Below are 25,373 nucleotides of genomic sequence, written 5' to 3' on the forward strand. Positions count from 1 at the left end.
GAGGAATCATAATGGGAGAAGCGCTAGGTTTAGTAGAAACGAAAGGATTAGTAGGGGCAATTGAGGCTGCGGATGCCATGGTAAAGGCAGCAAACGTAGAAATCTGCGGATATGAAAGGATCGGCTTTGGATTAGTCACGGTTATGGTAAGAGGAGATGTAGGAGCGGTAAAAGCAGCTACCGATGCGGGAGCCAATGCAGCAAGCCGTGTAGGTGAGCTCGTGTCTGTTCACGTGATTCCTAGACCGCATAGTGAAGTAGAAAGAGCCCTTTTATCAAAGAAGGGAGAGTAGTGGGATAAATGTCTAAGCAGAGTGCGCTAGTGAGGAACACTTTGCTTACTCTCTCTTACCGTCACAGATCGGTTGAGTTAGATCAGGACTTTCCGAATATTCTTGTCCTTTTAAGTTATAGTGCAATAGGGATGGAAGAGGGATTTCGCTGCCTTGAGATTTTGAGCCGAGAGAAGATGAGAGTGAGGCTGTGGGTGGATACTCTCGTATGTCAACGATATTCAATTAGCGAAGTTGTTCGGAGAACAGGTGTAGATGAAATCTGCCATCTTGAGCCAGCCAATCTAGATCATTACTCTCATTTTTTTCTTCCTGTTCTTTCGTATTCTTTGGTTTCCCGAACGATTCAATTTGATGACAGGGACCCTTTTTCTAGGGTTATCATGGAAGCTTTATTACAAGGGAAGAAGGTCGGGGGAGTCTCCTTAGGAGCAGATCCCTATCAATCGAAGTGGAATGAGGTAGGATTTGGAGGGGCTGCCCCTCTATTGAAGCATGACATGAAGTCAAGACTGCTTCAATTAAGAGGGTATGGAATGGAACTGCTAGAGGCTGATCAAGTAACAAGCTGGATTTCCCGTAACAAACGATCTTTTATGACAGAGGAAAAATATTTATTGTCGCAGGACGATATATTAGCAGCGCACAGCAATCAGCAATACAGTATCTACCTACGACCGAATACGATCGTTACGCCATTGGCGAGGGACTTAGCCCAGCAGTATGGAATCGAACTGAGGCAATAACAGATTACGGAGGTTTAACTGATGAACACTAGAACGCTTAAACAGGTGATGCAATGGCGACAGTTAATTGATACTCTGATGGATTCCAATCAATTTGCTGACCTCGTGCTTAAAAGCGGGTACTTCATTAATGTAGTGACCAGAGAAATCTATATGGCTGACGTGGCGATTAAGGGAGAGCATATCCTGATGGTGGGAGATGCCAGCGACCTCATTGGCCCGAAGACGAAGGTGGAAAATGTCCAAGGTAAGTTTATCAGTCCGGGGTTCATTGACTCTCATATGCACTTTGAAAGCGCGATGCTAACCGTTACGGAGTTTTCTAAGCTCTCCATCCCGACAGGTACAACCACTCTCATTGCCGATCCTCACGAGATTGGGAATGTTCTTGGTGTAATGGGGATGAAAGCGATGATTGAGGAAGCCAAGACCTTACCCAATAAGGTACTTTATACGGTTCCTTGCTTAACACCAGATGTGCCGGGACTAGAGACAGCAGGCTATGATGTGAATTCCAAAGATATGGAAGAATTACTGAATGATCCGTATGTTCAAGGTATCGGGGAAATTCAAGGGTTTGCGAATGTCCGTCCCGTATTTGATCATGCACCGGAAATTATTACAGATCAGCTTGCTTCCGTAAGCTATGCAAAGAGCATTGGCAAAACGGTAGAAGGAAATTGTCCTGGATTATTTGGCAAGGAACTGGCTGCTCATATTATAAGTGGAGGAGCTCACATTTCATGTCATGAAACGACCACAAAAGAAGAAATGATTGAAAAACTCCGATACGGAATCAGTGTGTTCATGAGAGAGGGCTCTTCCCAGAGGAATATGGCAGAGTGTATTCGAGCCATAACGGAAGAAGGATTAGATTCTCGTCGGGCGATTCTTGTTTCGGATGATATGGTCCCTGAGGATTTATTAAAGTTCGGACATATGAATGATATTGTGCGTAGAACGATTGCTCAAGGTGTCGATCCGGTTGAAGCGATTCAAATGGTGACGATTAATCCTGCTGCCCATTTCGGGTTCCAGGATCGCGGGCTACTCGCACCAGGTAAAAAAGCCGATATTGCTGTCATTAGTGACCTCAATCAGATGTCGATTGAACAAGTCTATATTGACGGTAAGAAAGTAGCTGAACGTGGAGAACTTGTTATTGATATTCCTTCCTATATTTATCCGGACACCGTGAAGAAGTCCGTTAAGCGTAAGCCTGTAAAAGTAGAGGAGCTATATATTGAGGCAAATGGAAGCCAAGCTCGAGTTCGTGCGATCGAAGTGATACCTGATCAGAACCTGACGGGGGCAAAAGAATTTACCTTATCCGTCAAATCCGGAGTTGTCCAGCCTTGTCTTCAGCAGGATGTGTTGCCCTTGTTAGTAGTAGAAAGACACGGCCGTAGTGGAAAGATTGGAAAGACCTTCATGAACGGCTTCAAGCTGAAGAGCGGCGCAATTGCGGAGAGTGTTGCGCATGATACGCATAATATTATTGTGTGCGGGACGAACTATGAAGATATGGTCATTGCGATCAATCGCGTCATTTCCATGAATGGCGGAATTGCCATGATTAAAGATGGTAAGGTAGTCGGAGATCTTCCTCTGCGTGTTGGCGGACTCATGACGGATGAGCTGACAGGGAAGGAAATGAGTGAAAAAATCGCCGAACTGCATCGTTTAGCAGAAGAGGAGCTGGGCTGCGGCATCCATGTCCCATTCATGCATCTATCCTTCGTATCTTTAGTAACAAGTCCAAAATGGAAGATTACGGATATGGGATTGATAGAAGTAGATAACTATCAAATCATTCCAACTGTTATTTCATAGAGGAAGGAGGCTCATAATGGGATTTCGTTTAATCGATCTAACACAAGAAATCTATCAGGGGATGCCTGTGTTTCCTTTGCACCAGGGAACGTTGATCTTTCCTAATATTACACACGAAGAGTCTATGAAGAAGATTGGTTTTCCTTTTGCTACGAATAATCTTCTTATCAATGAACATGGGCCAACACATAGCGATGCAGTATATGAGTATGATCCAAATGGGGCAACGATTGATGAAATGCCATTGGAGTACTTTTACGGGCCGGCAATTTGTCTGGATTTATCCCATATTCCTGCTAGTGTTTATATCAAAAAAGGAGATTTGGAAAATGCACTTGCCAAATCAAACCTTCATATTGATAAAGGAGATATCGTCCTTCTCTATACGGGTCATTACAATCGGTCATATGGGACAGAGGATTGGTTAACCCGACATACGGGATTGACGTATGACGCGGCAAAGTGGCTGGCTCAGCAGGGGGTCGTCAACATCGGAATAGATGCACCAGCCATTGATCATCCCGATGATCCTCGGTATTCCGGGCATCAGGTATGCCGTGAGTTTGCCATTACGAATACTGAAAATCTATGTAATCTTGATCAAGTAGCGGGAAAAAGGTTTCTCTACTTTGGGTTGCCACTGAAAATTAGAAAAGGAACGGGTTCACCGGTCCGTGCGGTTGCCGTATTCGTGGAGTAGCTTAGTACTATTCGGGTAAGGGGGGACAATGGTTGATTAATCAGCACTTATATATAAAGGAAGAAATTGTGATTCCTCCGTATTCAGGAAGGAGTGTTCTCGTACGGGCGGGAGAAGAACTGGTCATTATTGATGTAGAAGGTAAGCAGGTCGGGGACTTCGTCTGCTTCAACTATGCTCTTCCCGAGGAGCATGTGTCTCCTGTACATATGCGTGCTTCGTTAAGCAGTATCCGACTGAAAGAAGGAGATTATCTTTACAGCAATAGGCGCAAACCTCTCATGCAAATGGTTAAGGATACCGTAGGGAGACATGACTTCTTCTTTCCGGCTTGTGATTACTGGCGCTACAAGATGGACTTCAACATGGAAGACCATCCTAACTGTCACGACAATTTAAGAGATGCTCTGGCAAAGTATCAGCTTGATCATCTTCCTATTCCAGATCCTATCAATTGGTTCATGAATAATGCGCTGGATGAGAATTGGGATTATGTGATTGAAGAACCGTTTTCTAAGCCTGGTGATTATGTGCAACTTAAGGCCTTACATGATGTTGTGGTGGCGGTTTCGACGTGTTCACAGGATATGGCACCTGTAAATGGCTTTAAAGTAACCTCGCTTAAGTTACAGGTATTAGCTCAAAGATAGAACGTGAATAGGATAGGGGTAGAAGAGACGACCGGTTATCTTCTATCCTTTTAATCCCTCAAGCTTTCGTCTGCTGCTCTCTGTTATTCAATTTTCTTGTAATGGATGGCAGAAAGGAGTATATGATACTCCATGTGGCTGTGGTTAGTTCAGCTTCTTTACCCTATGATTGGGAGGTCCTTCGACCTCTTCTTTTTGTTTGGCGGGACTTAGGGAGGGCGTGGAAGGCAGTTAAGGGAACCCAATCCGGTTATTTTCAAAAATGCGGAGTTTTGGGCGGATATAAGGGAAGTAATCCCGACTATTTAATTAAATTGAAGAAAAACTAAGGGCTTTACATGATATAACGGAATATTTTCCCTCTATTTCCTCCTCTTTTTAGCCGAAAATAGAAATAGCAGGAAAAACTCCTGCTATTTCCTTAACTAGCCTAGTAGCTCCGGTTTAAAACGTTTTGCTAGTAATCTATGTGCCTCATTCGGATCAATATCCCACACTAAAAGCCCCTCCGTACTCGGCGTAAGCATACTTAAACGTTCACCAGATGGTGATATGAGGGAAGTGGAACACCCCTGATTTTCTAGGCAATAATTCACGCTGGCAAAATAAAGATTGTTCTCCGCTGCTCGGCAGACCATGGCAACCTGATAAAATTCTGGTTGGTTCACGACTCCAGTAAATTGAGGATGAAAAACAATGGCAGCTTCTTGCAGGGCCGCCCAACGCACGGTCTCTGGATATCTCCAGCCTTCATGACAAATCACGATGCCAAATTTGACGTTCTTTATCTCAAAAATTTCTCGACCATTCCCCGCTACATATCCAAATTGATCCTCATCAGGTGCAATCTGGTTTTTCGTTTGGTAGCCTAGTATTTCTCCCTCTTCTGAAATGACAAAGGCTACTAAATGGTATCCCAGTTCATCCATCCACTCCGTCGGGAGTATGACTGCTACTTTGTATTCCCTTGCTAGGGAGGATATTAACTCAATAGCTTTTCTTTGTTTTTCTTGATTGTACTCTTCTACTGGATAACCAACACCACGCAGCCCAGGAAGGATGGATTCTGGAAAGCAAACCAGATCACAGCGGGATTCAGCAGCTTCTTTCATTCCTTGTTTTACAATGTCGATTCCCTCATCCATCGATGCAGGAAATTTTGTTTGGGCCAAGCCTATTCTCATACAATGAACCTTCTCTCTACGTCATTTAATTGCATCACATAAATTCGAGATAGGAAAGCTTTGATCCTCTTTTCTTCATCCAAATTTTACATGAAAGGAAGGAATGAAACATTATACGCTTCACATCGTTTAAGAGAGTAGTAATCAGGATAAGGGAGTCGGTTGATATGAGCCATGCAGCAGGAAAAGCTCTTAAGGTGGTAAAACAATGTGAATTCTTAGCTATGTACGTTCGAACTCTCAAAAAAGGCAGTCGTTATCTTACAAACCTATAGCCATAAAGATGGCACTTTCCACTTTAATCAACAGGTACAAGTGGTGAAGCGCAACACGTTGAAATGGGGTGTGAAATCGAAGGCGGGCTTGATTCGGACAGCTCAAGGGGATACAAGCTCGATCCAGTCGGAATACGTGCTTGATTCGGACAGCTCAAGGGGATACAAGCTCGATCCAGTCGGAATACGTGCTTGATTCGGACAGCTCAAGGGGATACAAGCTCGAACCAGTCAGAATATGGGCTTGATTGGGACAGCTCAAGGGGAAAAAAGCTCAAACCAGTCAGAATACAAGCCTCATTCGGACAGCTCAAGGGGAAAACAGCTCCAACCAGTCAGAATACGGGCTTGATTCGGACAGCTCAAGCCGAAAAAAGCTCAAACCAGTCAGTATACAGGCCTCATTCCGACAGCTCAAGGTAGAAAAGGCTCCAACCTGTCCGATTGCAAGTCCATTCCTCTATCGATTTGAGTTCATGAACACAAACAAAATTAAAGAAGGGCTTCTTCCAACACATAACAGTTGAGAGAAGGCCTTCTTTCTTCATGATTTAATTACGAATTTCGATGCGATCTTATTGGTAAAAGCACTCTGAAACGTAAACGTACTGAAAAATGGTAATACCCTTGCACCTCTAAACGGAACCCGTTGTACACTCATGGTTAGTAGCTGTAATGAATGCTTCATACTTCAGATTCGATCCCAAAGTTCGAGTCTAACTTTGGGAGCAGCTCCTTTATCCTTGTTTTAATCTGTCGAGAAGCTCTGATTCTTTTGTTGGATCCCCTCATCGTTAACCCCGGCATAAATATAATAAGTGAAGAAGAGCCCCATAATAATATAGCCTAGTGCGAAGTTATTAGCTGCTCCTAGTGATAAGGAAGGAGCGTGCATCAATCCGACAAAGGAGAATAGAGCGCCTACGAAAGAAAACACAGTAGCCTTTTTGAAGTCTCGGTCAATAATGAATACAGCAATGGCACCGAGTATGATGCCTGTAAACATCGCTCCCTGTCCAAGTGGAACAATCCCTGAGGATACGCCAGTTACGACTTCCGCAGCTTTTCCATTAAAACGGGTCATGATATAGTTTGCGAAATAAGGAAGCATGGCCAACGCGACAGCTGGGAAGTATTTGATTTCGTTTGACTGGAAGGCTGTTGCGACCATGGAAATCCCTACGAATACAAGAATAGGGGCAATTACAGCAACAGGAATAATGGCCGACATGGCAGCAATCAAGCCAAACATCGCAGCAAAAATATAGACAATGGAATTTAAAATGCTGTATCCTCGCCCAGCTTGCATCCACTTCGAACCGACGGAAGCGATGTACACCGTAGTAGGGAATGCCCCTCCGAAAAGGGCTCCGAGCATGGTTCCTACTCCATCTACGGCTTGACATTCCCGTACATCATAGCTGTCACCAGCAGCGGCCATCGCTTCAACGTTATTCATCGTTTCAATTGCGTTATATATTGTAATAGGTAATACTACCGCAAATAAGGCGATGAGTGGACCGAAGAGATAGGACATTCCTTCGAATGCACCAAAGGTTGGAAGAATGGGATAGAAGCCAACATGGGACAGACCTTCGCTGATTTTTGCTGTATTGGCTTGACCGAGAGCGTAAGCTAGAACGGTTCCAATTACGATAGCAAATAGGGAGGATGGGATTTTAAAGGGCATACTGATTTTACCGATAATGCCGATAATAATAATGGCGAGGACAAGGAGACCGACAACGGGAAGTTCAAAGGTTTTAAATAGCATTTCACCCGCGATAAAAGAGAGAGCAACTCCGGCTAAGGCTCCAAGCATCGCTGCACGAGGGAGATGATTTCGAATCCAATTTCCAGAGAAACTGACAAGTACTTCTATCAGCCCGCTAATTAAACAAGCTGCCAAACCAATTTTCCAAGCCAGCTCTGGATCGTTTGTCAATTGCTTGGCCGGAAGCAAGACACCAAACAAGAAGATAAACATAACGGGGGTACTGATCCCGTAAGATAACGCTGTAACATCGATCCTGCCTTCCTTTTGAGCTAATCGATTCGCAGAATAGGCGTAATAGAGATTACCGACCAATACAGCAATCGCTGCTCCAGGTATGACTTTACCAAATACAATTTCGGCTGGGAAACCCATTCCCAACATACTCACGGCAATCACCACGAAATTTGCTAAATTGTTTTGGAAAAGGGCGAAGAAAGCATCGGTGTCCTCTTTTTTATACCAGGGATACTGAACTCTCTTTGTGCTCATAATTTTCCTCCTTTTTACAAAAATAAACTAATCATGAAAAACAGTGGACTATCCCCCTTTTCTGGTAGTTTTGGAGATACTCGTCGGAAATTAGCCAATCTTCGTTGTACAATTTAAGTTTATTGGACTATTAGTTATATTATTCTGAATATTATTGACTGTATATTTTTCCTGCGTTATGATGAATATGTAATCTCACTTTTTAATTCATATTGATTTGATCAGCAAAGGCGCTGTGATAAGTTCCTTACTTTTGGGACTAAAATTACAGTGCTTTTTTGTCTTGGAGGGAGCATATGATTGAGATATCGGACGATGCATGTAAGGAAATTTTTAAAATGAGTTACGAGATAGGGAAAACAGCCCCAATCATAAGACTAAAGGCAACTCCAAATGGTGATTGTTGAGGTTCAGTTACTTTTAACCTAACTCTGGATGAGTATAGGGAAGGCGACACAGAGTGGTCTGTCAAGGGAATATGTTTTCTCCTGGATAAGTACTCTATAAGATTTGTTTTTCGTAAGTTATTCATTGATTACAACCAGGAGACAAAGTTTGTAATTGTTGATCAATAAAAAGTAAAAGGCGGTGTCAAGCAGATGAACTACTATGTAGGAATTATGAAGACGATTGATGAAAAGAAAGACAAGGAAATAAGAGAAGAGCATATTGCGTACTTGAATACATTGATTGAACAGGGAAAAATATTGGCCAAGGGACCTTTTACGGATGGGAGTGGAGGACTCATTATTTTCCTCGCTGACTCGTGGGAAGAAGCAGAGAGTCTAGCAGACCAAGATCCGGTAGTCAAGGAGAATACACGAGAGATGACTTTGCGTGAATGGAGAAGCAATTTAAGTATTGGGGTGTCCTCAAGTTAAGAGGACACCCTCTTCTTTATTGCTAATCTCGGAGCCTGATATCAATTCTTGCTGCTACTCCTGCTGGGTTAGCTGCCGTTCGGTTTCCACCGAAATTAAAGGCAATAATAACGACATCATTTATTCGGCGACGCAAGAAAGGTCTAATGTTGAAGGTTCTGCCGGGATTAAAGTTAGCGGGATTTGCTACAGGATTATCATCAACTACTACTCTTCCATTCACAAGGACAATGGCATAGTTGTCAACGGATAAAAATAGGGAGGCGGAACGAATATTTCGAGGACGAGGGAGGGTGAAGGAAGTTGAGACGATGGCTCGGTCGGAGCTAGGGTTGGATTGACTCCATACATAACGAGCACCACTTACTTCAACCCAAGCGGGATTACGGTCAATCTCCCGGGCGCCGAACCAAGAGTTGTTCGTACCGATCACAATATTTCTTTGTTTAATCTGAATGGGATTAATGGCTCTTCTCATTCTACTAATATAATTGAGGTACTGAGCCCGAGAAAAGGAAACCGCTTTGAGACGATAATGGTTATTCATTGAACAATATCACTCCCGTTATCTTTAGTATTGGGTCTAACGGCGACGCTGAAGCTGTAATAGTCTCTTTCTTATTTGGGCTTTACTTACATTGCCGGCATTGGCTCCAAGTAGACCGCCTAGTAGGCGTCTAAGGAGATTGATCAGTCTTTCAATTTGTTGCTCAGATATTTGCTCTTTAGAAGTTAAACGTAAGCAAGGTAATTCAAGACGGAGTTTAATGCCTAGGAGAACTAAGTTTAGTGGGGAAGGAAGGGAAAGACAGACGATTTCATTGCCTCTGCAGCATTTCCCTCTATTCTTTTTTTTCACAAGTAAACCTCCTTTCTTTGTGGTAAATCATGGTATAGTATGTAATCAAGCCACCTTAAGCACTTAGGCAAAAAAATTATCTTCCTAAAAATGGGTTTATGATGTTCTTTCCTAGACCTTTCCAATTGCTTTAACTGTCTAAATATGTCATAATCATAATTACCTACTGCATGCATAATGGTCACTAAGGTAGGCTCTGGCAGTAACGCCAAAATGTTCATATCACCCTAGCTGTCTCGTTGTACCACATTAAGGTTAAAGGAGGAGCTAGAAATGACTTTCGGCCGAATTTCGCACGTAGCTAAGCATACGGCTGTTCCACGGGATGATGTCCATACGACGGACGGTCAGCACGGGGAAGTGGTTAGCTACCAACTGAATCAAGAAGAACTAGCGAAATACAGAGCAATGCCAACAACTAGTGAGAGTTGGACAGTTTTCAAGATTCCCATGAGAGGGAAAAAAGCATAAAGATCTCAAATGACATGTCTACCCGTTAAGGGTAGGCTTATTTTTTTGTTTTAAAGGGTCGTAAACGGATCTTCATGAATACAGTAGGAGTAAATCTATAGTCTAATACCCAGGAGGAAAGAAGATGTCTAACCATATGAAACCTGGTTTACCTCCTTATGATTGGGAGCAGTTTAAGAGCCAATTTAAGAAAATAAAAAGTCCCGATGAGTTTCAGCATGTTCCTGAGCTTGACTTGTCCTGGTTAGATCATTACCTTGAAGGCATGTTTGAGAAATCAGGATCTGATTCGAGGGAAGCTAAAGTTAGAAGAAAAGAATTTCATTATAATCTATATGAGACAGAGAACGAAGTCATTGTACGGGTTCCCATTCCAACGGACTGCAACGTCAAACGACTAAGGGTTTGGGTAGAATTGAACAAATTAGTCTTGGCAGGAGTTGTTAGACAAAAACAAGTAATTTATCTCCCTAGTAAAGTGTACTGGAACCAAAGTTCTGCCCTATATCGAGAGGGGATGCTAGAGTTGCGTCTCACAAAGGATAAGAAAAAGGATTACAAAGAAATTCCTATCCAGTTTGATAGGTAAGGAGGACTCTTACCGGCGAGGCCGGTCGGGTTCTTCTTTCTTCTTTTCTTAAGCTAAAATTTATTGGTATTTATTGTGTGGGACTATTATACTGTTAGTAGCTGATTAGAACTGTCTGATGTAGGAGAGTGTTACGATGGACAAGTTATATATAGAAGGAACGAAAAGCACCCCGGAGGTGTTTTTTAGTGCAGAGACACATGTGCTTACCTTGAGGGGACAATCCTATCCCGAGAATGCTTTTAAATTTTATGAGCCGCTTTTTCAATGGGTAGATTCTTACTTTTCTCTAGAAGAGGATAAAGACGTGGTAATAGAGTTTACCTTGCCGTATATTAACACTAGCAGCTCGAAGTGTGTGATGATGTTGCTTGATAAGTTCGATCACGCTTTTCAAGAGGGAAAGAGGATTACCTTAAAGTGGTATTACCATCCGGATAATGAAAGTGAATTCGAGTGTGCGGAGGAGTTCATGGAAGACCTAACTTTCCCTTTTGATATTCTACCAAGGGAGTACGAATAGTGAAGCCCTCAACACCTATGAATCGCAAGCAGCTAATAGGTAAGCTCCTTGATTATGACACGGGAGTTTATCGTATTATGATTTTAGCTAGTTTTATGATACTTTTCTCAATTGGTCTCATTGGTACAATTGGGTACCTGATCATGGAGAAGGAAGCCGTAAAGAAACTGAAGGAGAAGGATCTCATCTACATCTCTGAGTCTATGGCTTCCAAGATCAATGGAAGAATTGACCGTGCAAAGGAAACGTCGTTAAGCTTAGCTTATGATCCAGTCATCATAGATTGGATCTCTGGTGGAGAGAAGGAGCCTGAATTAGGTAGATATTCTGTACAAAGAATGGTAGATACGGCTAAGCATTTTGATTATAGCAATGCCTTTATCGTTAGCGCGATAACGGGTCATTACTGGGCAGAAACGGGAACAATCATTGAGACGATGTCAAAGGATGACCCGCTGCATGAGTGGTTCTTTCAAGCTCTTCAATCCAAAAACAAAGTAAATGTAACGATAGATTATAATAAAGGAAGACAGGAAACTTTTGTCTTTATCAACACCTTGATGGGAGATTTAGAGGATCCAAGAGCTATAGTAGGTGTAGGGCTAGATTTGAAAGAGTTGTCAGAAGAATTTCAAAAGTTTAAGTATGGAAAAACTAGCAATCTCTGGCTGATTGGTCCAGACGGTAGCATTTGGCTGTCTGATGATTTTTCTCATCAAGGAAAAAATATCGAAGAATATATTTCAATTCAGGAAACTCGTGAATGGATTGAGGAAGCGGATAACCTGAATCCAGTTGTTCTTGAATATAAGGACCATGAAGGGCATCTTATTGATTTAATCAGCTATCCTATCGCGAATACGGATTGGAAGCTTCTTTTCCAGATCCATCGAGATGAGACGGTATTCTTTTTAAATACCATTAAAGCAAACATTGCTATCGCAACCTTCGTTTGTCTCCTTTTAATCATTATTATTTTCTATCTGATCTCTCATTATTTAGCGAATCCATTCAAGCGTGCATTAAAGCTCAACGAGGAGCTTGAAGGAAAGGTAATGGAGAGAACGAGGGAACTGCACGAGAAAAATCAGGCTCTCTTAGATAGTATAGACTACGCCAAAAGAATACAGGAATCCATTTTACCTTCTCCGGAGAAGTTAGATGAAGCATTGAAGGAATACTTTCTTCTATGGAAGCCAAGAGATCTAGTTGGCGGCGATTTTTACTGGATAAAGAAGCTTAAAGAAGACGAGTATGTGTTAGCTGTAGGTGATTGTACAGGTCATGGGGTGCCAGGGGCTCTCATGTCGATGATGGCGGTTTCTATACTTCATCAGATCACGGAGAACGAAGAATCATGTGATCCCAGCAGTCTGTTGCAAAGGTTAAATCAGTTGGTTCAGGAAACACTAAACAAAGAGGACAAGGTTCTAGGAACGGATGATGGCTTAGATATTAGCGTCTGTTATATTCAAGGCGAGAAATTGACTTATGCGGGGGCTAGATGCTCACTATTTATTGCAAGGAACGACGGTGAGGTGGAACTAATCCAAGCGGATAAGAAAGGGATTGGGTATAGAAAGACGGACCTTCAATATTCCTTTACTAATCATGAAATTTCATTGGAACAGTATCCTACTTTGTATCTCACTACGGATGGTTTTCTTGACCAGAATGGAGGAAGTCATAATTTCTCCTTTGGCAAGAAGAGATTCATAGCAGCGATTGAAAAGTACTACCAACAGCCACTTGCAGACCAACAACAGTATTTGTCTAATGAGTTAGAAGCCTATATGGGGCAAGAGATACAGAGAGATGATATACTAGTAGTGGGCTTTCGCCCATTGACTAGAAAGGAGGGAGCCTATAGTGGTAACTCCAAGTAACGATGAAAAAATATTTGAATCAGAACTGAACATCTTGGTCCGAGGTAAGGCATGCCTCCGAGAGGGCAAATATCAGCAGAACGAGCTTCTCCCTCATTACCAAGAGTTATTAGCTCATTATGAGAAGCTCCTCAAGCTGACTCGGAAAATATTTAAAATAAGTGATGCACAAGGACGAGTATTAAAGAAAAGAGAATCGGAAATTCGCACCTTGTTGGATAATTCGAATCAAGGTTTTATGACCTTTGGCAGGGACTTGTTGGTTCATAACGAGTATAGTGCTGAATGTGTAAAGATATTTGGACAGAGAATTGAGAATCGATCCGTAACCGAACTTCTTAGTGGAGACAAGGTTGACCTCAAAATGAAGCTTGAGGAGTGCTTATCAGCCTTTTTTTCTGCAGGAACAGATGAGTTGCTTAAAGAGAACTATTTAGATCAACTTCCAGAGATGCTGATCATCCGAGCAAGATCTATCAATATTGAATTTAAACAGATTAACGATGAATCTGGTCAAGAAAGGATTATGGTCATTCTCACGGATGTGACAGAGAATCTTCAATCACAAGAACGAGTGGAGTTTCTCAGTTATCATGATAGTTTGACAAGTTTGTTTAATCGGGCCTATATCGAAAAAATGATGCCCCAAATAAGCTCTTCTACTAGTCTCCCCTTAAGCCTCATTCTTGTCGATATGAATGGACTCAAGTTAACGAATGACGTGTTTGGACATCAAAGTGGTGATGCGCTTATTGTTCGAGCATCCCAGATCTTAAGGCAAACCTGCCGAAGGACAGATATGATTGCTAGATGGGGCGGCGACGAATTTTTAATTCTACTCCCTAACACAGATGAACAGATAGCTGGAGTTTTGATGGATCAGATTAAAGTCGATTGCAGAAAGGTGAAAGCAGATCCCATTGAAGTGAGTTTAGCCCTAGGCGGAGCTACAAAGAAACATGGAGATCTATCCTTTGAAGAGCTGTTAAGTATAGCCGAAGGGCGTATGTATAAGAACAAGCTGCTAGAAAGTGAATTTTTCAAAAAGAATATGATTCTTAATTTGAAGAATGTGATGCGTACGCGTTGCTTCGAAGGGGAAGGACATACCGAAAGAATCATAAGGATGGCCACTAATTTTGCCAAACTGCTAGAGATTGAAGAGCATTCTCCTGAGTTTATGGATATCCAACTCCTTGCTCAGTTGCATGATATCGGTAAAATTGCCATACCAAAAGAAATTCTTGGAAAACAAGGCGAACTTTCAGCTGAAGAATGGGAAATTATGAAGGGACACAGTGAGGTGGGGTATCGGATGGCTCAGTCCATTGGCGAGCCCGGTGTAGCCAAGGCGATTTTAGCCATGCACGAGCGATGGGACGGAAAGGGTTATCCATATGGCATTAAGGGAGACCGGATTCCTTTTATAGCAAGGGTTCTTGCTATTGTCAATGCTTATGATGTGATGACTCACGATCAAATTTATAGGCGGCAGTTGACTACTCAAGAAGCCTTAGGAGAAATGATAAAATCATCTGGTCGACAGTTCGACCCGAAGCTAGTCGAGTTTTTTGTAGAGCATATTGATCAAATTGTAAGCGTGGAGGAAGCGCCATAAGCTCCTTCAGGCTTATTTTTTTTCTTTTCCCTTCACTGAACTGTAATGCGTTTGTGTGACGACAGTCACTTCATAAAGCTTCCCCTCGAAGTAGAATAAGGGCATAACCGGAAACGAAAGTGGGGGTGCTTTTTATGCTAACTATGGATTATAACCAGAATCCATTTATCGTGATTTGGGAATTGACGAGAGCCTGTCAATTGAATTGTTTACATTGCCGAGCAGAGGCACAGTATACACGAGATCCTAGAGAACTTACTCATGAAGAGGGTAAAAAACTTATAGATGAAATTAGAGCCATGGGAAATCCGATGTTGGTTTTTTCAGGGGGAGACCCCTTAATGCGGGAAGATGTTTATGACTTGGCGGACTACGCGATTAAAAAAGGAGTGCGGGTATCGATGACTCCAAGCGCCACCCCAAACGTTACAAGAGAGGCCATTCAGAGAGCAAAGGAAGTCGGACTTTCTCGGTGGGCTTTTAGTTTAGATGGTCCGAACCCAGTGATTCATGATCAATTTAGAGGAACATCTGGTTCCTTTGACTTGACGATGCAAGCGATAGAATATCTAAATGAATGTCAAATTCCTATCCAGATTAATACAACCGTCTCTCGCTATAATCTGGAGCATCTAGATAAGATGGCAGAGTTAGTGGAGAAGCTGAATTGTGTGTTATGGAGTGTGTTCTTTCTTGTCCCAACGGGCAGGGGGAAAGATTCGGATATGATTAGTCCTGTGGAGCATGAAAAAGTATTCTTGTGGTTATACAACTTGAGTAAACGAGTATCGTTTGATATTAAAACCACAGCAGCTCAGCACTATCGTCGAGTTGTCATTCAGCAGAAAGGGCGAGAGCAGTCCAACTCCTCTCCTTTAATCCATTATAAAGATGCATTAATGAAGGGCATGACAGGTCAAATTGATGGGCTTGGAAGAGCTCCGAAGGGGGTTAATGATGGAAATGGATTTGTTTTCATTTCTCACATAGGAGATGTCTATCCAAGCGGTCTATTACCGATTAAGGCTGGGAATGTAAGAGAAGAAAGACTGGCTTCTATTTATCGAGATTCCCCTGTTTTTAAGGCTTTACGAGATCCAGACCAGTTTAAAGGAAAATGTGGCGTATGCGAATATAGGCAGGTCTGTGGAGGTTCCCGCTCACGAGCTTATGCGGTGACGGGAGATTATCTAGAGAGTGAGCCGTTCTGTGTGTACATTCCTCAATCGTTGCGAAAAAATAATGGAGGTGAGAAGACCGGATGAAACCTTTAATACCTAAACAACATGGGGCTTGGGCCATGCTCGTCATTCCTTTTGCTTTAGGAGTCATAGCAGGAGAGCCTTCTTGGCTCCATATCCCTTTGTTTATTGGCTGGTTGTTTCTTTATCTTGCAACCTATTCCCTACTCATGGCAGTCAAGGGTAAGCAAGTAAATCATTACTTGAGATGGACTTTGATTTACGGTGGTTTGGCGGGAGTTTCTCTGATCCTACCTATTTTGGAGATAGGGAAGATCACCTATTTTGGCTTTGCTATGATTCCTTTCCTTTTTATTAATGCTCTTTACTCTAAGCGAAATAAGGAGCGTGCGCTCTTTAATGATCTTTGTGCCATTGCGGCGTTTGGCATAGGCGGTCTGACGAGTTATTATGTAGGTACAGGGAAATTAGATCAAACGGCCTTTATGGTTTGGGGATTCTCCATGCTCTTCTTTATCGGAAGTACATTTTATGTAAAAACGATGATTCGTGAACGGAATAACGCCGTTTATCGCTGGGTTTCTTGGGGGTACCATTTACTATTATTGGCTGGATGTTGGCTTGTGGGATTACCTCTTCTTGCCTTGGCCTATGCACCAAGTGCAGTTCGAGCGATAGGTTTATATGGAAAAAATGTGTCTGCAGTGAAAGTTGGGGTATTAGAAATCGCAAATTCCATTTATTTTATGATTGTTCTACTGTTTTTCTTTTAAGGTTTGTATAAGGAGTGACGTTTCTTGGTTGAGAGAAGAATACCTGTGGCTATTGGTGAAGCCATACTAAAGGTGATGAAGGAAGCAAAGACAGGTGAGCATGAATCGATCCTCATCGAAAACTGTGATGGAAGATTTCTAGGCTTGGACTTAGTGGCGGAACAACCGATTCCGTCCTTTGACCGGTCTGGATTTGATGGATTTGCCGTGCGTGCGGAAGATTTACATGAGGCAGGCCTCGATCATCCGGTGGATTTAGAAGTAATAGAGGAAATAGGAGCAGGTTCTGTTCCAAGTCGCACGGTAGGACCAGGTCAAGCGGTTCGTATTATGACAGGGGCACAGATGCCAGCTGGAGCGAATGCGGTGATCATGCTCGAGCTCACAGAAACCGTCACCTCTGATGGAATAAAGAAGGTGAGGATCAAGCGTTCTGTCCGATCAGGAGATCATGTCATTTTTACAGGGCAGGATGCAAAAGCAGGAACCGTTCTCGTACAAAAAGGAGCCATGATTAATCCAGGAATTAAGGCTTTGCTTGCTACCTTGGGTAACCGTCACGTCTTGGTGGCCAAGAAACCGGTCATTGGCCTATTTGTAACAGGCAACGAATTATTAGATGTTGATGAGCCGCTCGTTCCAGGGAAAATTCGGAACAGCAACTCGTATATGATCGCCTCACAGATTATTCGCTCTGGAGGGGAACCAAAGTATTTAGGGTTGCTTCCTGATCATTTTGACACCTGCTATGAAAAAATGAAGAAGGCACTGGAAGATGTAGATCTACTCATTACAACCGGAGGGGTATCCGTCGGAGACTATGATTATATGCCTGCTATATATGAAAAGTTAGGCGCTCAGGTATTATTTAATAAAATTTCTATGAGACCAGGGAGTGTGACGACGGTAGCAACCTGGAATGGAAAGCTATTATTTGGGTTATCAGGAAATCCATCCGCATGCTATGTAGGGTATGAATTGCTCGTCCGTCCTGTTGTGAGAAAACAGTTGTTTTCCCCTAACCCCTACCTGAAAAAGATTCAAGCTATATTAGATACTGATTTTCCAAAAGCTAATCCATTCACACGGTTGGTAAGAAGTAAAATCAGTTATCGGGGTGGACGAGTGTATGTTTCCCCTTCAGGACTCGATAAGTCCAATGTGGTTACCTCTCTTGCTCAATCCGACTCTTTAATGATCTTACCCGGTGGGACAAGAGGGTATGAAGCGGGGAGAGAAGTAGAGGTTGTGCTTCTCGAAGACCAAGAGGGAAGTCCTGACGTTTGGGAGTAAAAATAGAGCTGCAGGGAGTTAAGGAATCCCGCAGCTCTATTCTATATTACAAGTAACGATGGGGCATTCTTCACAGTTAATCTCTTGCTTGAGGTAATCAATCTGATGAATAAGGATTTTCCCTTTATGAACAGAAAGGATTTCCTTGCTTCTAAGGTCACTTAGCATCCGGTTCACCGTTTCTCTAGATACTCCGCAAAAGTTTCCAAGCTCATGATTCGTTAAAGGGATGTCGATAAGAATCCCTTTATCAGTCTGGAGTCCGTAGCTATTAGACATTCGAATAAGGGTAGAGTATAAGGCTCCTCTTTTTCCATGAAGAACTAAATCGTGTAACTTCGTTTGGGTGCGCCGGAAGTGGTCACTCATCCATTTCATAAATTCAAAAGCTAGAGCCGGCTTCTCAAACAGCTTCTGTTCAAGATCGTCCTTATTGATGACGGCCACTTCTCCATCTTCTAGCACTTTTGCGTTAAGTAAGTACTTTGCGTTATCGGTGAAGAGGGTCAATTCTCCTACAATATCGTCCTTAGAGCAGATTCTGAGAGTAAGCTCTCTCCCGTCAGGAGTAATCTTACTGATTTGGATCCGTCCAGATCGAATCAAGTAGAGTTCTTTGGCTTCCCTTCCCTCCTGAAATAGATACGTTCCTTTCCTCGTTTTCAATGTGTGCTCTGCCGAATCTAATAGTTCCTTGAGCTCAATAGACAGCGTGTTCTTCTTTTTTTTGACCGCACATTTCATATATTTATCACCTTTACTATGATTGAAATACGAATATCCATTTGCGTTAAATCTATTATATGCCTTATTAGGAGAGAGGAGGTGTGACACCTTTATGACAAGCTAAAAAAGCCCATTCAAGACAATCAACTCTTGAACAGGCATTTTCTTTTCAAAATCATTATAGTTTGGCATCGGCCAAGTTTTGTTGTTTTGAAAGTTGATCTACCTTCTCGGCTAATTTCATGTAGTGATTATATAGTTCACTTCCCTGTTCAAAAACGGAGGGAGTTGCACTTCCTTCCCTTGGTGGCTCTATAGGAAGGCGAGCGATAACCTCCGTATGAAGGTCGGTAGCTAGCTGATCTCCACCCCCCTTGCCAAAAAGAAAAAATTTCTCCTCACTTGCCGGTGGTATGAAATAACTCATATTTTCTATCACTCCTAGAATGTCATGCTTTGTCTTGAGCGCCATTGTTCCAGCGCGTTCTGCTACGTGTGTAGCCGTTGGATGAGGGGTCGTAACGATAATCTCTTTGCTTTGCGGGATAAAGTGATGTAGATCTAAAGCAACGTCTCCTGTACCGGGTGGAAGATCCAGAATGGCATAGTCAAGTTCTCCCCATAAGACATCTTTCACGAAGTTCTCTACAATTTTACCAAGCATCGGTCCGCGCCAAACAATAGGGTCATTTCCTTTAACTAGGAATCCCATCGACATGACTTTAACCCCATGGGATTCTACAGGAATGATTTTTCCGTTCATCGTCTTCGGCTTTGACGTTAAGTTAAGGATCTTTGGAACACTGAAACCATAGATATCTAGATCAATGAGGGCAACATTCTTTCCTAATCTCGCTAGGGAAAGAGCGAGGTTTACGGAAACGGTTGATTTCCCTACGCCTCCCTTACCGCTTGTAACCGCAATGATTTCTCCATTTAACATCTTTTTAGTCACTCCTTATATAGGAAATTCAAATGTCTACTTCTTCGAATGGCTTCATATAGAAGCTTTCTTTCGCTCTAATCGTAGAAGGTTACTTGGGTTAAATCTATGAAGTTTGTCACATCGAGAAGGTAAGGATGTCCTTTCGTTCAAAAGTTTGTCACCTCGGAGTGTGATGTAGTTCACAGTGCTTAAACCTCGTTCAATTTACAATAACCTTACGAAACATTCGTTGATGTGGCCCAAAAACGAAATAACATTACTAGTGAAAAGGAGGAAGGGCACATGAAATCCTTTGAACGTTCCTTTTATTCAAAGACAAGTATGTACGCCTTCTTGGTAACCCTGATATTGTTTTTTACGATGTGGATCGGAACCAAACAGTTTAAGCATATTGATATGGCACTTTTAGGGTATATGATCTCTTCTTTTATCTTTGCAATTGGAATAACCGTTCGCTTATGTGCGTGGCTCGTTCGTCCAGCAACTCGACAAATGATTGCAAGATCAATCCAAAACTTGAAAACATCAGATAGAGCAGGTCGTAATTTTCGCTCCATTGCTAAAACAGCGTTTGACAATATTATCTTACAAAAGTTTATTTTTAAGCGCGGTATCTATCGTGGGGTTCAACATTTTCTTATAGCCTGGGGTTGTATTGGATCTCTTGCCATTACCTTTGGTTTAACCTTTGGCTGGATGCACTTTGACTTGGTTGATCCGCTAACTTATCAAATTATGGTGATGGGCATTCCTACCATTAAGATGGCGGCGAACGGACTTTTCGCAGAACTCGTTTATAATGGCTTAAATATTACAGCGATCATGGTCATGATAGGAGTAATTATGGCTCTTGTCAGACGGATCAAAGATCAAGATGTAAAAGTTACGCAACGAGCTGAATTCGATTTGTTTCCTCTTTACTTGTTGCTTGCAGTAACGCTAACGGGACTTGTTCTTACGGTTTCTTATAAGTTCTTGGATGGCTGGATGCATCACTATCTTACGTTGATTCACCAAATTACGGTTATTGTTTTCCTTGTCTATTTTCCGTTCGGTAAGCTATTCCACTTGCCTATTCGCCCTTTGGCTGCAGCGGTACCGATGAACTACCAGGAGGTTGTGAAGGTGGATACGCGAGCCTGTAAAAAGTGCGGCACGAATTACAGTAATGATGATCAGATTACCGATGTAAAAGAAATACTTGCAGCCCAAAGCTTTGATTTAAAGATGTCCGATGGAACTAGCCTAGCGGATTACTGTCAGCCATGCCGTAGACGGATTCGTGTCATGAAGCAGATGAACTTAGAAGCACCACAAGGCAACCCGTATAGCCCAATTCGTACAATGAATGATATTCATATTTCTGGTTTTGGAAAGAAACGTGCTGATGAATTCTATGATCTGCCAGATAAAAAAGACAAGAAAGTATCAGGAGAATAAAAGGGGGAAAACGTCATGACTCAACAATTTGTAACAAAAGAATGGGTAAAGAATCTTCACAAGCCAGGAGAAAAGTTAATCACAACCCATTGCTGTTATTGTGGAATGCAATGTGGAATGCACTTGCGCGTAGAGGAAAAGACGGGGAAAGTCGTTGGAGTTGAACCACGATATGATTGGCCTGTGACAAATGGGAAAATGTGTCCTAAAGGAGTGACGGCCTATCAAACCGTTGAACATAAGGAACGTATTCTACGTCCGCTTATTAAGAAGAACGGGAAGTTTGTAGAATCGAGTTGGGAGGAAGCATTAGACCTGATTGCCGAGAAGTTCCAAGGGTTGCAGCAGCAATATGGAAAAGATGCTGTGTCTGTATTCGGCGGAGTATCCATGACCAATGAAAAGTGCTACCTCGTAGGAAAGTATGCAAGAGCGGTACTTGGCACTCGCTTCATCGATTACAATGGACGTTTCTGTATGAGCTCTGCTGCAGGTGGATTTCTAAAAACACTTGGAACAGATCGTGGATCTACCTTACCATGGCCAGAGCTTGAGCATACCGATTGCTTCTTTATTGCTGGGTCCAACACAGCAGAATGCCACCCAACGAGTATTCAATGGCTATGGAAAGCTAAGGATAAAGGGGCAAAAATGATTGTAGCTGATCCAAGAGAAACACCGACAGCACGTATTGCTGACGTACACTTGGATCTTAAACCTGGAACGGACTCCGCGTTGGCTAATGGAATCATGCACATTTTAATTAAAGAAGGATATGTGGATGAAGACTATGTAGCTAACCGTTGCAATAATTATGAAGAGCTTAAAGTGGCAGTAGAAAAATTCACACCAGAGTATACTGCTAAGATTACTGGGATTGAAGTGGGTAAGATCATCAAGGCTGCTCATATCTATGGTCGCTCTCCACGTTCCGTTATGATGTTTGCAAGAGGAGCTGAACAGCAGTCTAAAGGAGTGGACAACGTATCCTTATATACGTCTATGGCTTTACTGCGAGGACAGATCGGGAAATTTGCTTCCGGTGTAGCCACCTTTACAGGACAAGCCAACGGACAAGGAGGACGCGAGCACGGTCAAAAGTCCGACTTACTTCCTGGATACCGTAAGATCACAGATCCAGAAGCTGTAAAGTATATTTCTGAGCTATGGGGAATGGATCCGAGTGATATGCCTAAACCCGGGGTATCTGCTTTTGAATTGTTTGATGAAATCCATGCTGGCAACATTCGTGCGATGCATGTAATGTGTAGTAACCCAGCGGTTTCAGCACCGGATACCGAATATGTCTGGTCTGCTTTCCGTAAGCTAGACTTCATGGTCGTGAGCGATTTCTTCTTATCGGAAACTGCCGAGTTTGCAGATGTTATTCTTCCTGCAGCAACTTGGGCGGAAGATGATGGAACGACAACAAACTTAGAGGGACGCGTCATCCGAATTCGTAAAGTAAGAGAACCGCTAGGTGAATCTTTACCTGATTGGGGTATCATGCAAGCCATTGCCAAACGTCTTGGAAAGGGACAGTTCTTCCCTTATCAAGAAGCTAGAGAGATCTTTGAAGAGTTCCGCGTAGCGACGAAAGGCGGAAAAGCAGATTACTATGGGATTACTTGGGAGCGCATTGACAAAGAAGACGGTGTATTCTGGCCATGTCCATCAGAGGATCATCCAGGGACGCCAACGATGTTTAAAGAAAAGTTCGGAACACCGGATGGCAAAGCGAACTTAGCAGCAGTAACGTGGAAAGAGCCTGGAGAAACGCCTACAAAGGATTATCCACATATCTTAACTACGGGACGTGTTGTATTCCATTACTTGTCTGGTAGCCAGACGCGACGCACGGAATTTTTAATGGAGCAATGTCCGCTGCCTTACGCTGAGATTCATCCGGAACTAGCGAGCCAATATAACCTCCGTACGGGAGATCAAGTGAAATTAACGACACCACGTTCTCATATGACTTTAGAAGTTCGTTTAACAAAAGCCATTCGCAATGATACCGTATTCGTCCCTTATCACTGGGGTAAAGAATTAGCGGTCAATCAGTTAACGAATCCTTGCTTGGATCCGACTTCTAGAATGCCTGAATTTAAAGTTTGTGCGGTAAAAATCGAGAAAGTATAGAAATATAAGAGGAGGAACCGGCTATGAATAAGATTATGTATCTAGAATTTGAACGATGCATCGGCTGCCGCTCTTGCCAAGCGGCGTGCCGAGAGTGTGGCGATCATGAATACAAAGAGAGAAACTACGTAGAATATGTGGACTTTATGGAGAGCCGTCAGACTTACCCGATGCTCTGCATGCAGTGTAAAGATCCAGCCTGTGCAAGAGTATGTCCGGCTAATGCGATCCAAATCACCGAAGAGGGTGTTGTTCTCTCAGCCATGGAAGAGAAGTGTATCGGATGTCGAAACTGTACGTTTGGTTGCCCATTCGGTATTCCTAAGTTCGACTTTGAAGCGAATAAAATGTACAAGTGTGATATGTGCTACGATCGTACAAAACACGATATTGCTCCAATGTGTGCTTCCGTTTGCCCAAGTGAAGCGATCCGATTCATCGATTTTGAAGAAATGCAAGCTTTGCGCCGTCGTCGCACCCAGATGAACTTAGTGGAAGGAAAGAAGCCGAAGGAAGGCAACAAGTGGGATTATGTGCCTGAGTTCTTCGGGGTCTATTCGGATTAGAAATAAAAGGAGGTGTTCGTCATGACAGAAGAGAAGAAGCTTCGACGTAATCAGAAAGATACGAATGACGATATGATTAATCTGGTCGACAATATAGAGCGTGAAAACGATTTGAAATATAACCGTCGTTCCTTTTTAAAAACCGCTGTTGGGGCTACCGTAGCCTTAGGCCTAGCAACCGTTCCTTTTTCCATCAAAGCCATGATGGAAAAAGGAGAAGGAGATCCTCTTAGAGTAAAGATTGGAGAGTTAGCCGATGTTCCAAAGGGTGAGGCTATAAACTTTAATTATCCTTCTGAGGCGGAACCAGCCATCTTAGTTCATACAAAAGAGGGTGAACTTAAGGCATACAACAATAAGTGTACACATTTACAGTGTCCCGTTTTCTATGAAGCTCAGGAAAATATTTTGCTCTGCCCTTGTCACCAAGGCTATTTCAGTGTAGACAATGGACACCCTGTAGCGGGTCCACCACAAAGGGAACTGCCGAAGATAGATGTGGAAGTAGTGAACGGAGCCATCTTTGCTGTGGGAAGGAAGATTCGTCATGATGCCTAAAAAACTGTGGTGGGTCATTATTTTCCTATCGTTAGCCGTCAATGTGGTGATGCTGCAATGGACCGTAGAAGCTTATTATGGTTTGGAGTATGAGTTGGTATTTACATTTACCATTGTAGCCTTGATTTCGGTTGTCATCGCCTTCCTCTCGTATCTGGGGTGGAGGAAACAAGAGTATTCAAAATAAAAAATAAGGCTTTTCCCGTTGTCATGAGCACCTGGGGAAGCCTTATTTTTTATGTATATATGGGGGCTGAATAATGAGATCGTGAAAGGCGAACAATGAAACAGAAAAATAAGTTTCCTGAAGGGTGGAAAAAGTGAAATGAACTATGAGATGGATTATGATCGTGACCGTGAACAGATTTCTCGGGATCAAATCGCTGGAGATCATTTAACTGAAATCTTAGAAAGCTCACTGGAACTCGAAACTGAACTTATGCGTACATACCTCATCACAGCAGAACGTATCCACGAAGATCCGGTGCTAAAGGACAGGCTACAGAACTTTGCTGAGGGAAATGCAAAGCGTACAAGACAACTGATGGAAGAGCTCAATCAGTTGAAGAATTAAAGAGAAAGGCTTAGGCTGTGAGAAGTGACAGCCTAGCCTTTTTTAAATTTTGACGGGATATTAGCTCCCTTTTTGATGGATTTATTAAAAAAATAAAGCTGGAGAAAATTATTTCAGTCTTCGTACCACCTTCAAAGCCTATTTTTGGGGAGATAAGTGTTAAAAATTTCTCAAACGAACGGATCTCAAGTCTAAAGTCCACATGTTAGGTCCCAGATGAATCAGAAACTCACAAATTATGGAGAATACTCACGAATACATTGATTTTTGTCACGGAATAGAGTTCGTTTCTCACGATACTGTATCTATTACAAATAAAGCGTCCATTAAAATCACGGAATCGGCATTTTTTGTCACTTTCCTGAAACTGTTCCAAGTA

28 protein-coding genes are annotated in these 25,373 nt (G+C 42.6%); 22 read left to right on the forward strand and 6 right to left on the reverse strand.

Translation table 11 applies throughout. The features are described 5' to 3' along the window. The first annotated feature begins 8 nt into the window (after positions 1–8). The 5 genes from EIZ39_RS16865 to EIZ39_RS16885 are packed head-to-tail and all read left to right on the forward strand — an operon-like array spanning position 9 to position 4,222. Positions 9–293 carry a BMC domain-containing protein gene (locus tag EIZ39_RS16865; RefSeq protein WP_240675852.1) on the forward strand — a complete coding sequence of 95 codons (285 nt, stop codon included), beginning with the start codon at positions 9–11 and terminating at the stop codon, positions 291–293. Positions 294–301: 8 nt separating this feature from the next. After that, positions 302–1,039, forward strand: coding sequence for a hypothetical protein (locus EIZ39_RS16870; protein WP_129201222.1), 738 nt, complete (start codon positions 302–304; stop codon positions 1,037–1,039). Between the two features lie 21 nt (positions 1,040–1,060). Beyond that, positions 1,061–2,872 (forward strand): adenine deaminase, encoded by a 1,812-nt coding sequence (gene ade / locus EIZ39_RS16875; RefSeq protein ID WP_129201223.1) that lies wholly within the window; start codon positions 1,061–1,063, stop codon positions 2,870–2,872. Positions 2,873–2,888: 16 nt separating this feature from the next. Beyond that, positions 2,889–3,572, forward strand: coding sequence for a cyclase family protein (locus EIZ39_RS16880; protein WP_129201225.1), 684 nt, complete (start codon positions 2,889–2,891; stop codon positions 3,570–3,572). 32 nt (positions 3,573–3,604) lie between these two features. Continuing rightward, positions 3,605–4,222 (forward strand): DUF1989 domain-containing protein, encoded by a 618-nt coding sequence (locus tag EIZ39_RS16885; RefSeq protein ID WP_129201227.1) that lies wholly within the window; start codon positions 3,605–3,607, stop codon positions 4,220–4,222. 425 nt (positions 4,223–4,647) lie between these two features. On the opposite strand, the gene EIZ39_RS16890 is transcribed toward EIZ39_RS16885, so the two are convergent. Further along, positions 4,648–5,406 (reverse strand): carbon-nitrogen hydrolase family protein, encoded by a 759-nt coding sequence (locus tag EIZ39_RS16890; RefSeq protein ID WP_129201229.1) that lies wholly within the window; start codon positions 5,404–5,406, stop codon positions 4,648–4,650. Between the two features lie 318 nt (positions 5,407–5,724). Between EIZ39_RS16890 and EIZ39_RS26735 the strand changes: the two genes are divergently transcribed. Next, positions 5,725–5,877, forward strand: coding sequence for a hypothetical protein (locus EIZ39_RS26735; protein WP_164985146.1), 153 nt, complete (start codon positions 5,725–5,727; stop codon positions 5,875–5,877). 52 nt (positions 5,878–5,929) lie between these two features. Continuing rightward, complete coding sequence (locus EIZ39_RS16895; protein WP_129201231.1) at positions 5,930–6,208, forward strand: hypothetical protein; 279 nt, start codon at positions 5,930–5,932, stop codon at positions 6,206–6,208. Between the two features lie 221 nt (positions 6,209–6,429). Here EIZ39_RS16895 and EIZ39_RS16900 read toward each other — a convergent pair whose 3' ends face one another. Next, positions 6,430–7,947: an NCS2 family permease gene (locus EIZ39_RS16900; RefSeq protein ID WP_129201233.1), complete on the reverse strand. Its 1,518-nt coding sequence runs from the start codon at positions 7,945–7,947 to the stop codon at positions 6,430–6,432. Between the two features lie 599 nt (positions 7,948–8,546). Between EIZ39_RS16900 and EIZ39_RS16905 the strand changes: the two genes are divergently transcribed. Then, the gene (locus EIZ39_RS16905) at positions 8,547–8,828 is read left to right on the forward strand and encodes a YciI family protein (protein ID WP_129201235.1); all 282 of its coding nucleotides are present in this window, start codon (positions 8,547–8,549) and stop codon (positions 8,826–8,828) included. A 22-nt stretch (positions 8,829–8,850) separates the two neighbouring features. On the opposite strand, the gene EIZ39_RS16910 is transcribed toward EIZ39_RS16905, so the two are convergent. Beyond that, positions 8,851–9,375: a hypothetical protein gene (locus tag EIZ39_RS16910; RefSeq protein ID WP_129201237.1), complete on the reverse strand. Its 525-nt coding sequence runs from the start codon at positions 9,373–9,375 to the stop codon at positions 8,851–8,853. A gap of 36 nt (positions 9,376–9,411) precedes the next feature. Then, the gene (locus EIZ39_RS16915) at positions 9,412–9,687 is read right to left on the reverse strand and encodes a hypothetical protein (protein ID WP_129201238.1); all 276 of its coding nucleotides are present in this window, start codon (positions 9,685–9,687) and stop codon (positions 9,412–9,414) included. A gap of 273 nt (positions 9,688–9,960) precedes the next feature. On the opposite strand from EIZ39_RS16915, the gene EIZ39_RS16920 reads away from it, so the two are divergent. From EIZ39_RS16920 to EIZ39_RS16955, 8 genes are all read left to right on the forward strand, one after another. Next, positions 9,961–10,158 (forward strand): hypothetical protein, encoded by a 198-nt coding sequence (locus EIZ39_RS16920; RefSeq protein ID WP_129201240.1) that lies wholly within the window; start codon positions 9,961–9,963, stop codon positions 10,156–10,158. Positions 10,159–10,282: 124 nt separating this feature from the next. Further along, positions 10,283–10,747: an Hsp20/alpha crystallin family protein gene (locus EIZ39_RS16925; protein WP_129201242.1), complete on the forward strand. Its 465-nt coding sequence runs from the start codon at positions 10,283–10,285 to the stop codon at positions 10,745–10,747. Positions 10,748–10,883: 136 nt separating this feature from the next. Then, the gene (locus EIZ39_RS16930; RefSeq protein ID WP_129201244.1) at positions 10,884–11,270 is read left to right on the forward strand and encodes a DUF1987 domain-containing protein; all 387 of its coding nucleotides are present in this window, start codon (positions 10,884–10,886) and stop codon (positions 11,268–11,270) included. Beyond that, the gene (locus EIZ39_RS16935) at positions 11,270–13,156 is read left to right on the forward strand and encodes a SpoIIE family protein phosphatase (RefSeq protein WP_129201246.1); all 1,887 of its coding nucleotides are present in this window, start codon (positions 11,270–11,272) and stop codon (positions 13,154–13,156) included. Before EIZ39_RS16930 ends, EIZ39_RS16935 begins: the two co-directional genes overlap by 1 nt. Further along, positions 13,140–14,774: a sensor domain-containing diguanylate cyclase/phosphohydrolase gene (locus EIZ39_RS16940; protein ID WP_129201248.1), complete on the forward strand. Its 1,635-nt coding sequence runs from the start codon at positions 13,140–13,142 to the stop codon at positions 14,772–14,774. The genes EIZ39_RS16935 and EIZ39_RS16940 overlap by 17 nt, the downstream gene beginning before the upstream one ends. Positions 14,775–14,908: 134 nt before the next feature. After that, a complete protein-coding gene (locus EIZ39_RS16945) occupies positions 14,909–16,039 on the forward strand; it encodes a TIGR04053 family radical SAM/SPASM domain-containing protein (protein ID WP_129201250.1) in 1,131 nt (376 codons plus the stop codon). After that, positions 16,036–16,749, forward strand: a complete 714-nt coding sequence (locus EIZ39_RS16950) for a YwiC-like family protein (RefSeq protein ID WP_129201251.1) — start codon at positions 16,036–16,038, stop codon at positions 16,747–16,749. Before EIZ39_RS16945 ends, EIZ39_RS16950 begins: the two co-directional genes overlap by 4 nt. Positions 16,750–16,773: 24 nt before the next feature. After that, positions 16,774–18,042, forward strand: coding sequence for a molybdopterin molybdotransferase MoeA (locus EIZ39_RS16955; protein ID WP_129201253.1), 1,269 nt, complete (start codon positions 16,774–16,776; stop codon positions 18,040–18,042). Between the two features lie 36 nt (positions 18,043–18,078). Here the strand turns inward: EIZ39_RS16955 and EIZ39_RS16960 are convergent, their stop codons facing one another. Then, on the reverse strand, positions 18,079–18,786 hold the full coding sequence (locus EIZ39_RS16960; protein WP_129201255.1) for a Crp/Fnr family transcriptional regulator: 708 nt from the start codon (positions 18,784–18,786) through the stop codon (positions 18,079–18,081). A gap of 160 nt (positions 18,787–18,946) precedes the next feature. Next, a complete protein-coding gene (locus EIZ39_RS16965; RefSeq protein ID WP_129201257.1) occupies positions 18,947–19,711 on the reverse strand; it encodes an Mrp/NBP35 family ATP-binding protein in 765 nt (254 codons plus the stop codon). A gap of 285 nt (positions 19,712–19,996) precedes the next feature. On the opposite strand from EIZ39_RS16965, the gene EIZ39_RS16970 reads away from it, so the two are divergent. The 6 genes from EIZ39_RS16970 (at position 19,997) to EIZ39_RS16995 (ending at position 24,994) form a co-directional block, all read left to right on the forward strand. Next, positions 19,997–21,154 carry an MFS transporter gene (locus EIZ39_RS16970; RefSeq protein ID WP_129201259.1) on the forward strand — a complete coding sequence of 386 codons (1,158 nt, stop codon included), beginning with the start codon at positions 19,997–19,999 and terminating at the stop codon, positions 21,152–21,154. 15 nt (positions 21,155–21,169) lie between these two features. Further along, positions 21,170–23,296 (forward strand): formate dehydrogenase subunit alpha, encoded by a 2,127-nt coding sequence (gene fdhF / locus EIZ39_RS16975; RefSeq protein WP_129201261.1) that lies wholly within the window; start codon positions 21,170–21,172, stop codon positions 23,294–23,296. Positions 23,297–23,319: 23 nt separating this feature from the next. Beyond that, positions 23,320–23,862 carry a 4Fe-4S dicluster domain-containing protein gene (locus tag EIZ39_RS16980; RefSeq protein WP_129201263.1) on the forward strand — a complete coding sequence of 181 codons (543 nt, stop codon included), beginning with the start codon at positions 23,320–23,322 and terminating at the stop codon, positions 23,860–23,862. A gap of 21 nt (positions 23,863–23,883) precedes the next feature. Next, on the forward strand, positions 23,884–24,420 hold the full coding sequence (locus EIZ39_RS16985; RefSeq protein ID WP_129201265.1) for a Rieske 2Fe-2S domain-containing protein: 537 nt from the start codon (positions 23,884–23,886) through the stop codon (positions 24,418–24,420). Beyond that, a complete protein-coding gene (locus EIZ39_RS16990) occupies positions 24,410–24,607 on the forward strand; it encodes a hypothetical protein (protein ID WP_129201267.1) in 198 nt (65 codons plus the stop codon). The genes EIZ39_RS16985 and EIZ39_RS16990 overlap by 11 nt, the downstream gene beginning before the upstream one ends. Before the next feature lie 138 nt (positions 24,608–24,745). Then, complete coding sequence (locus EIZ39_RS16995; protein ID WP_240675845.1) at positions 24,746–24,994, forward strand: hypothetical protein; 249 nt, start codon at positions 24,746–24,748, stop codon at positions 24,992–24,994. Positions 24,995–25,373 lie beyond the last annotated feature (379 nt).

This window comes from Ammoniphilus sp. CFH 90114 (assembly GCF_004123195.1).
In the GTDB taxonomy this organism is placed as follows: Bacteria; Bacillota; Bacilli; order Aneurinibacillales; family RAOX-1; genus YIM-78166.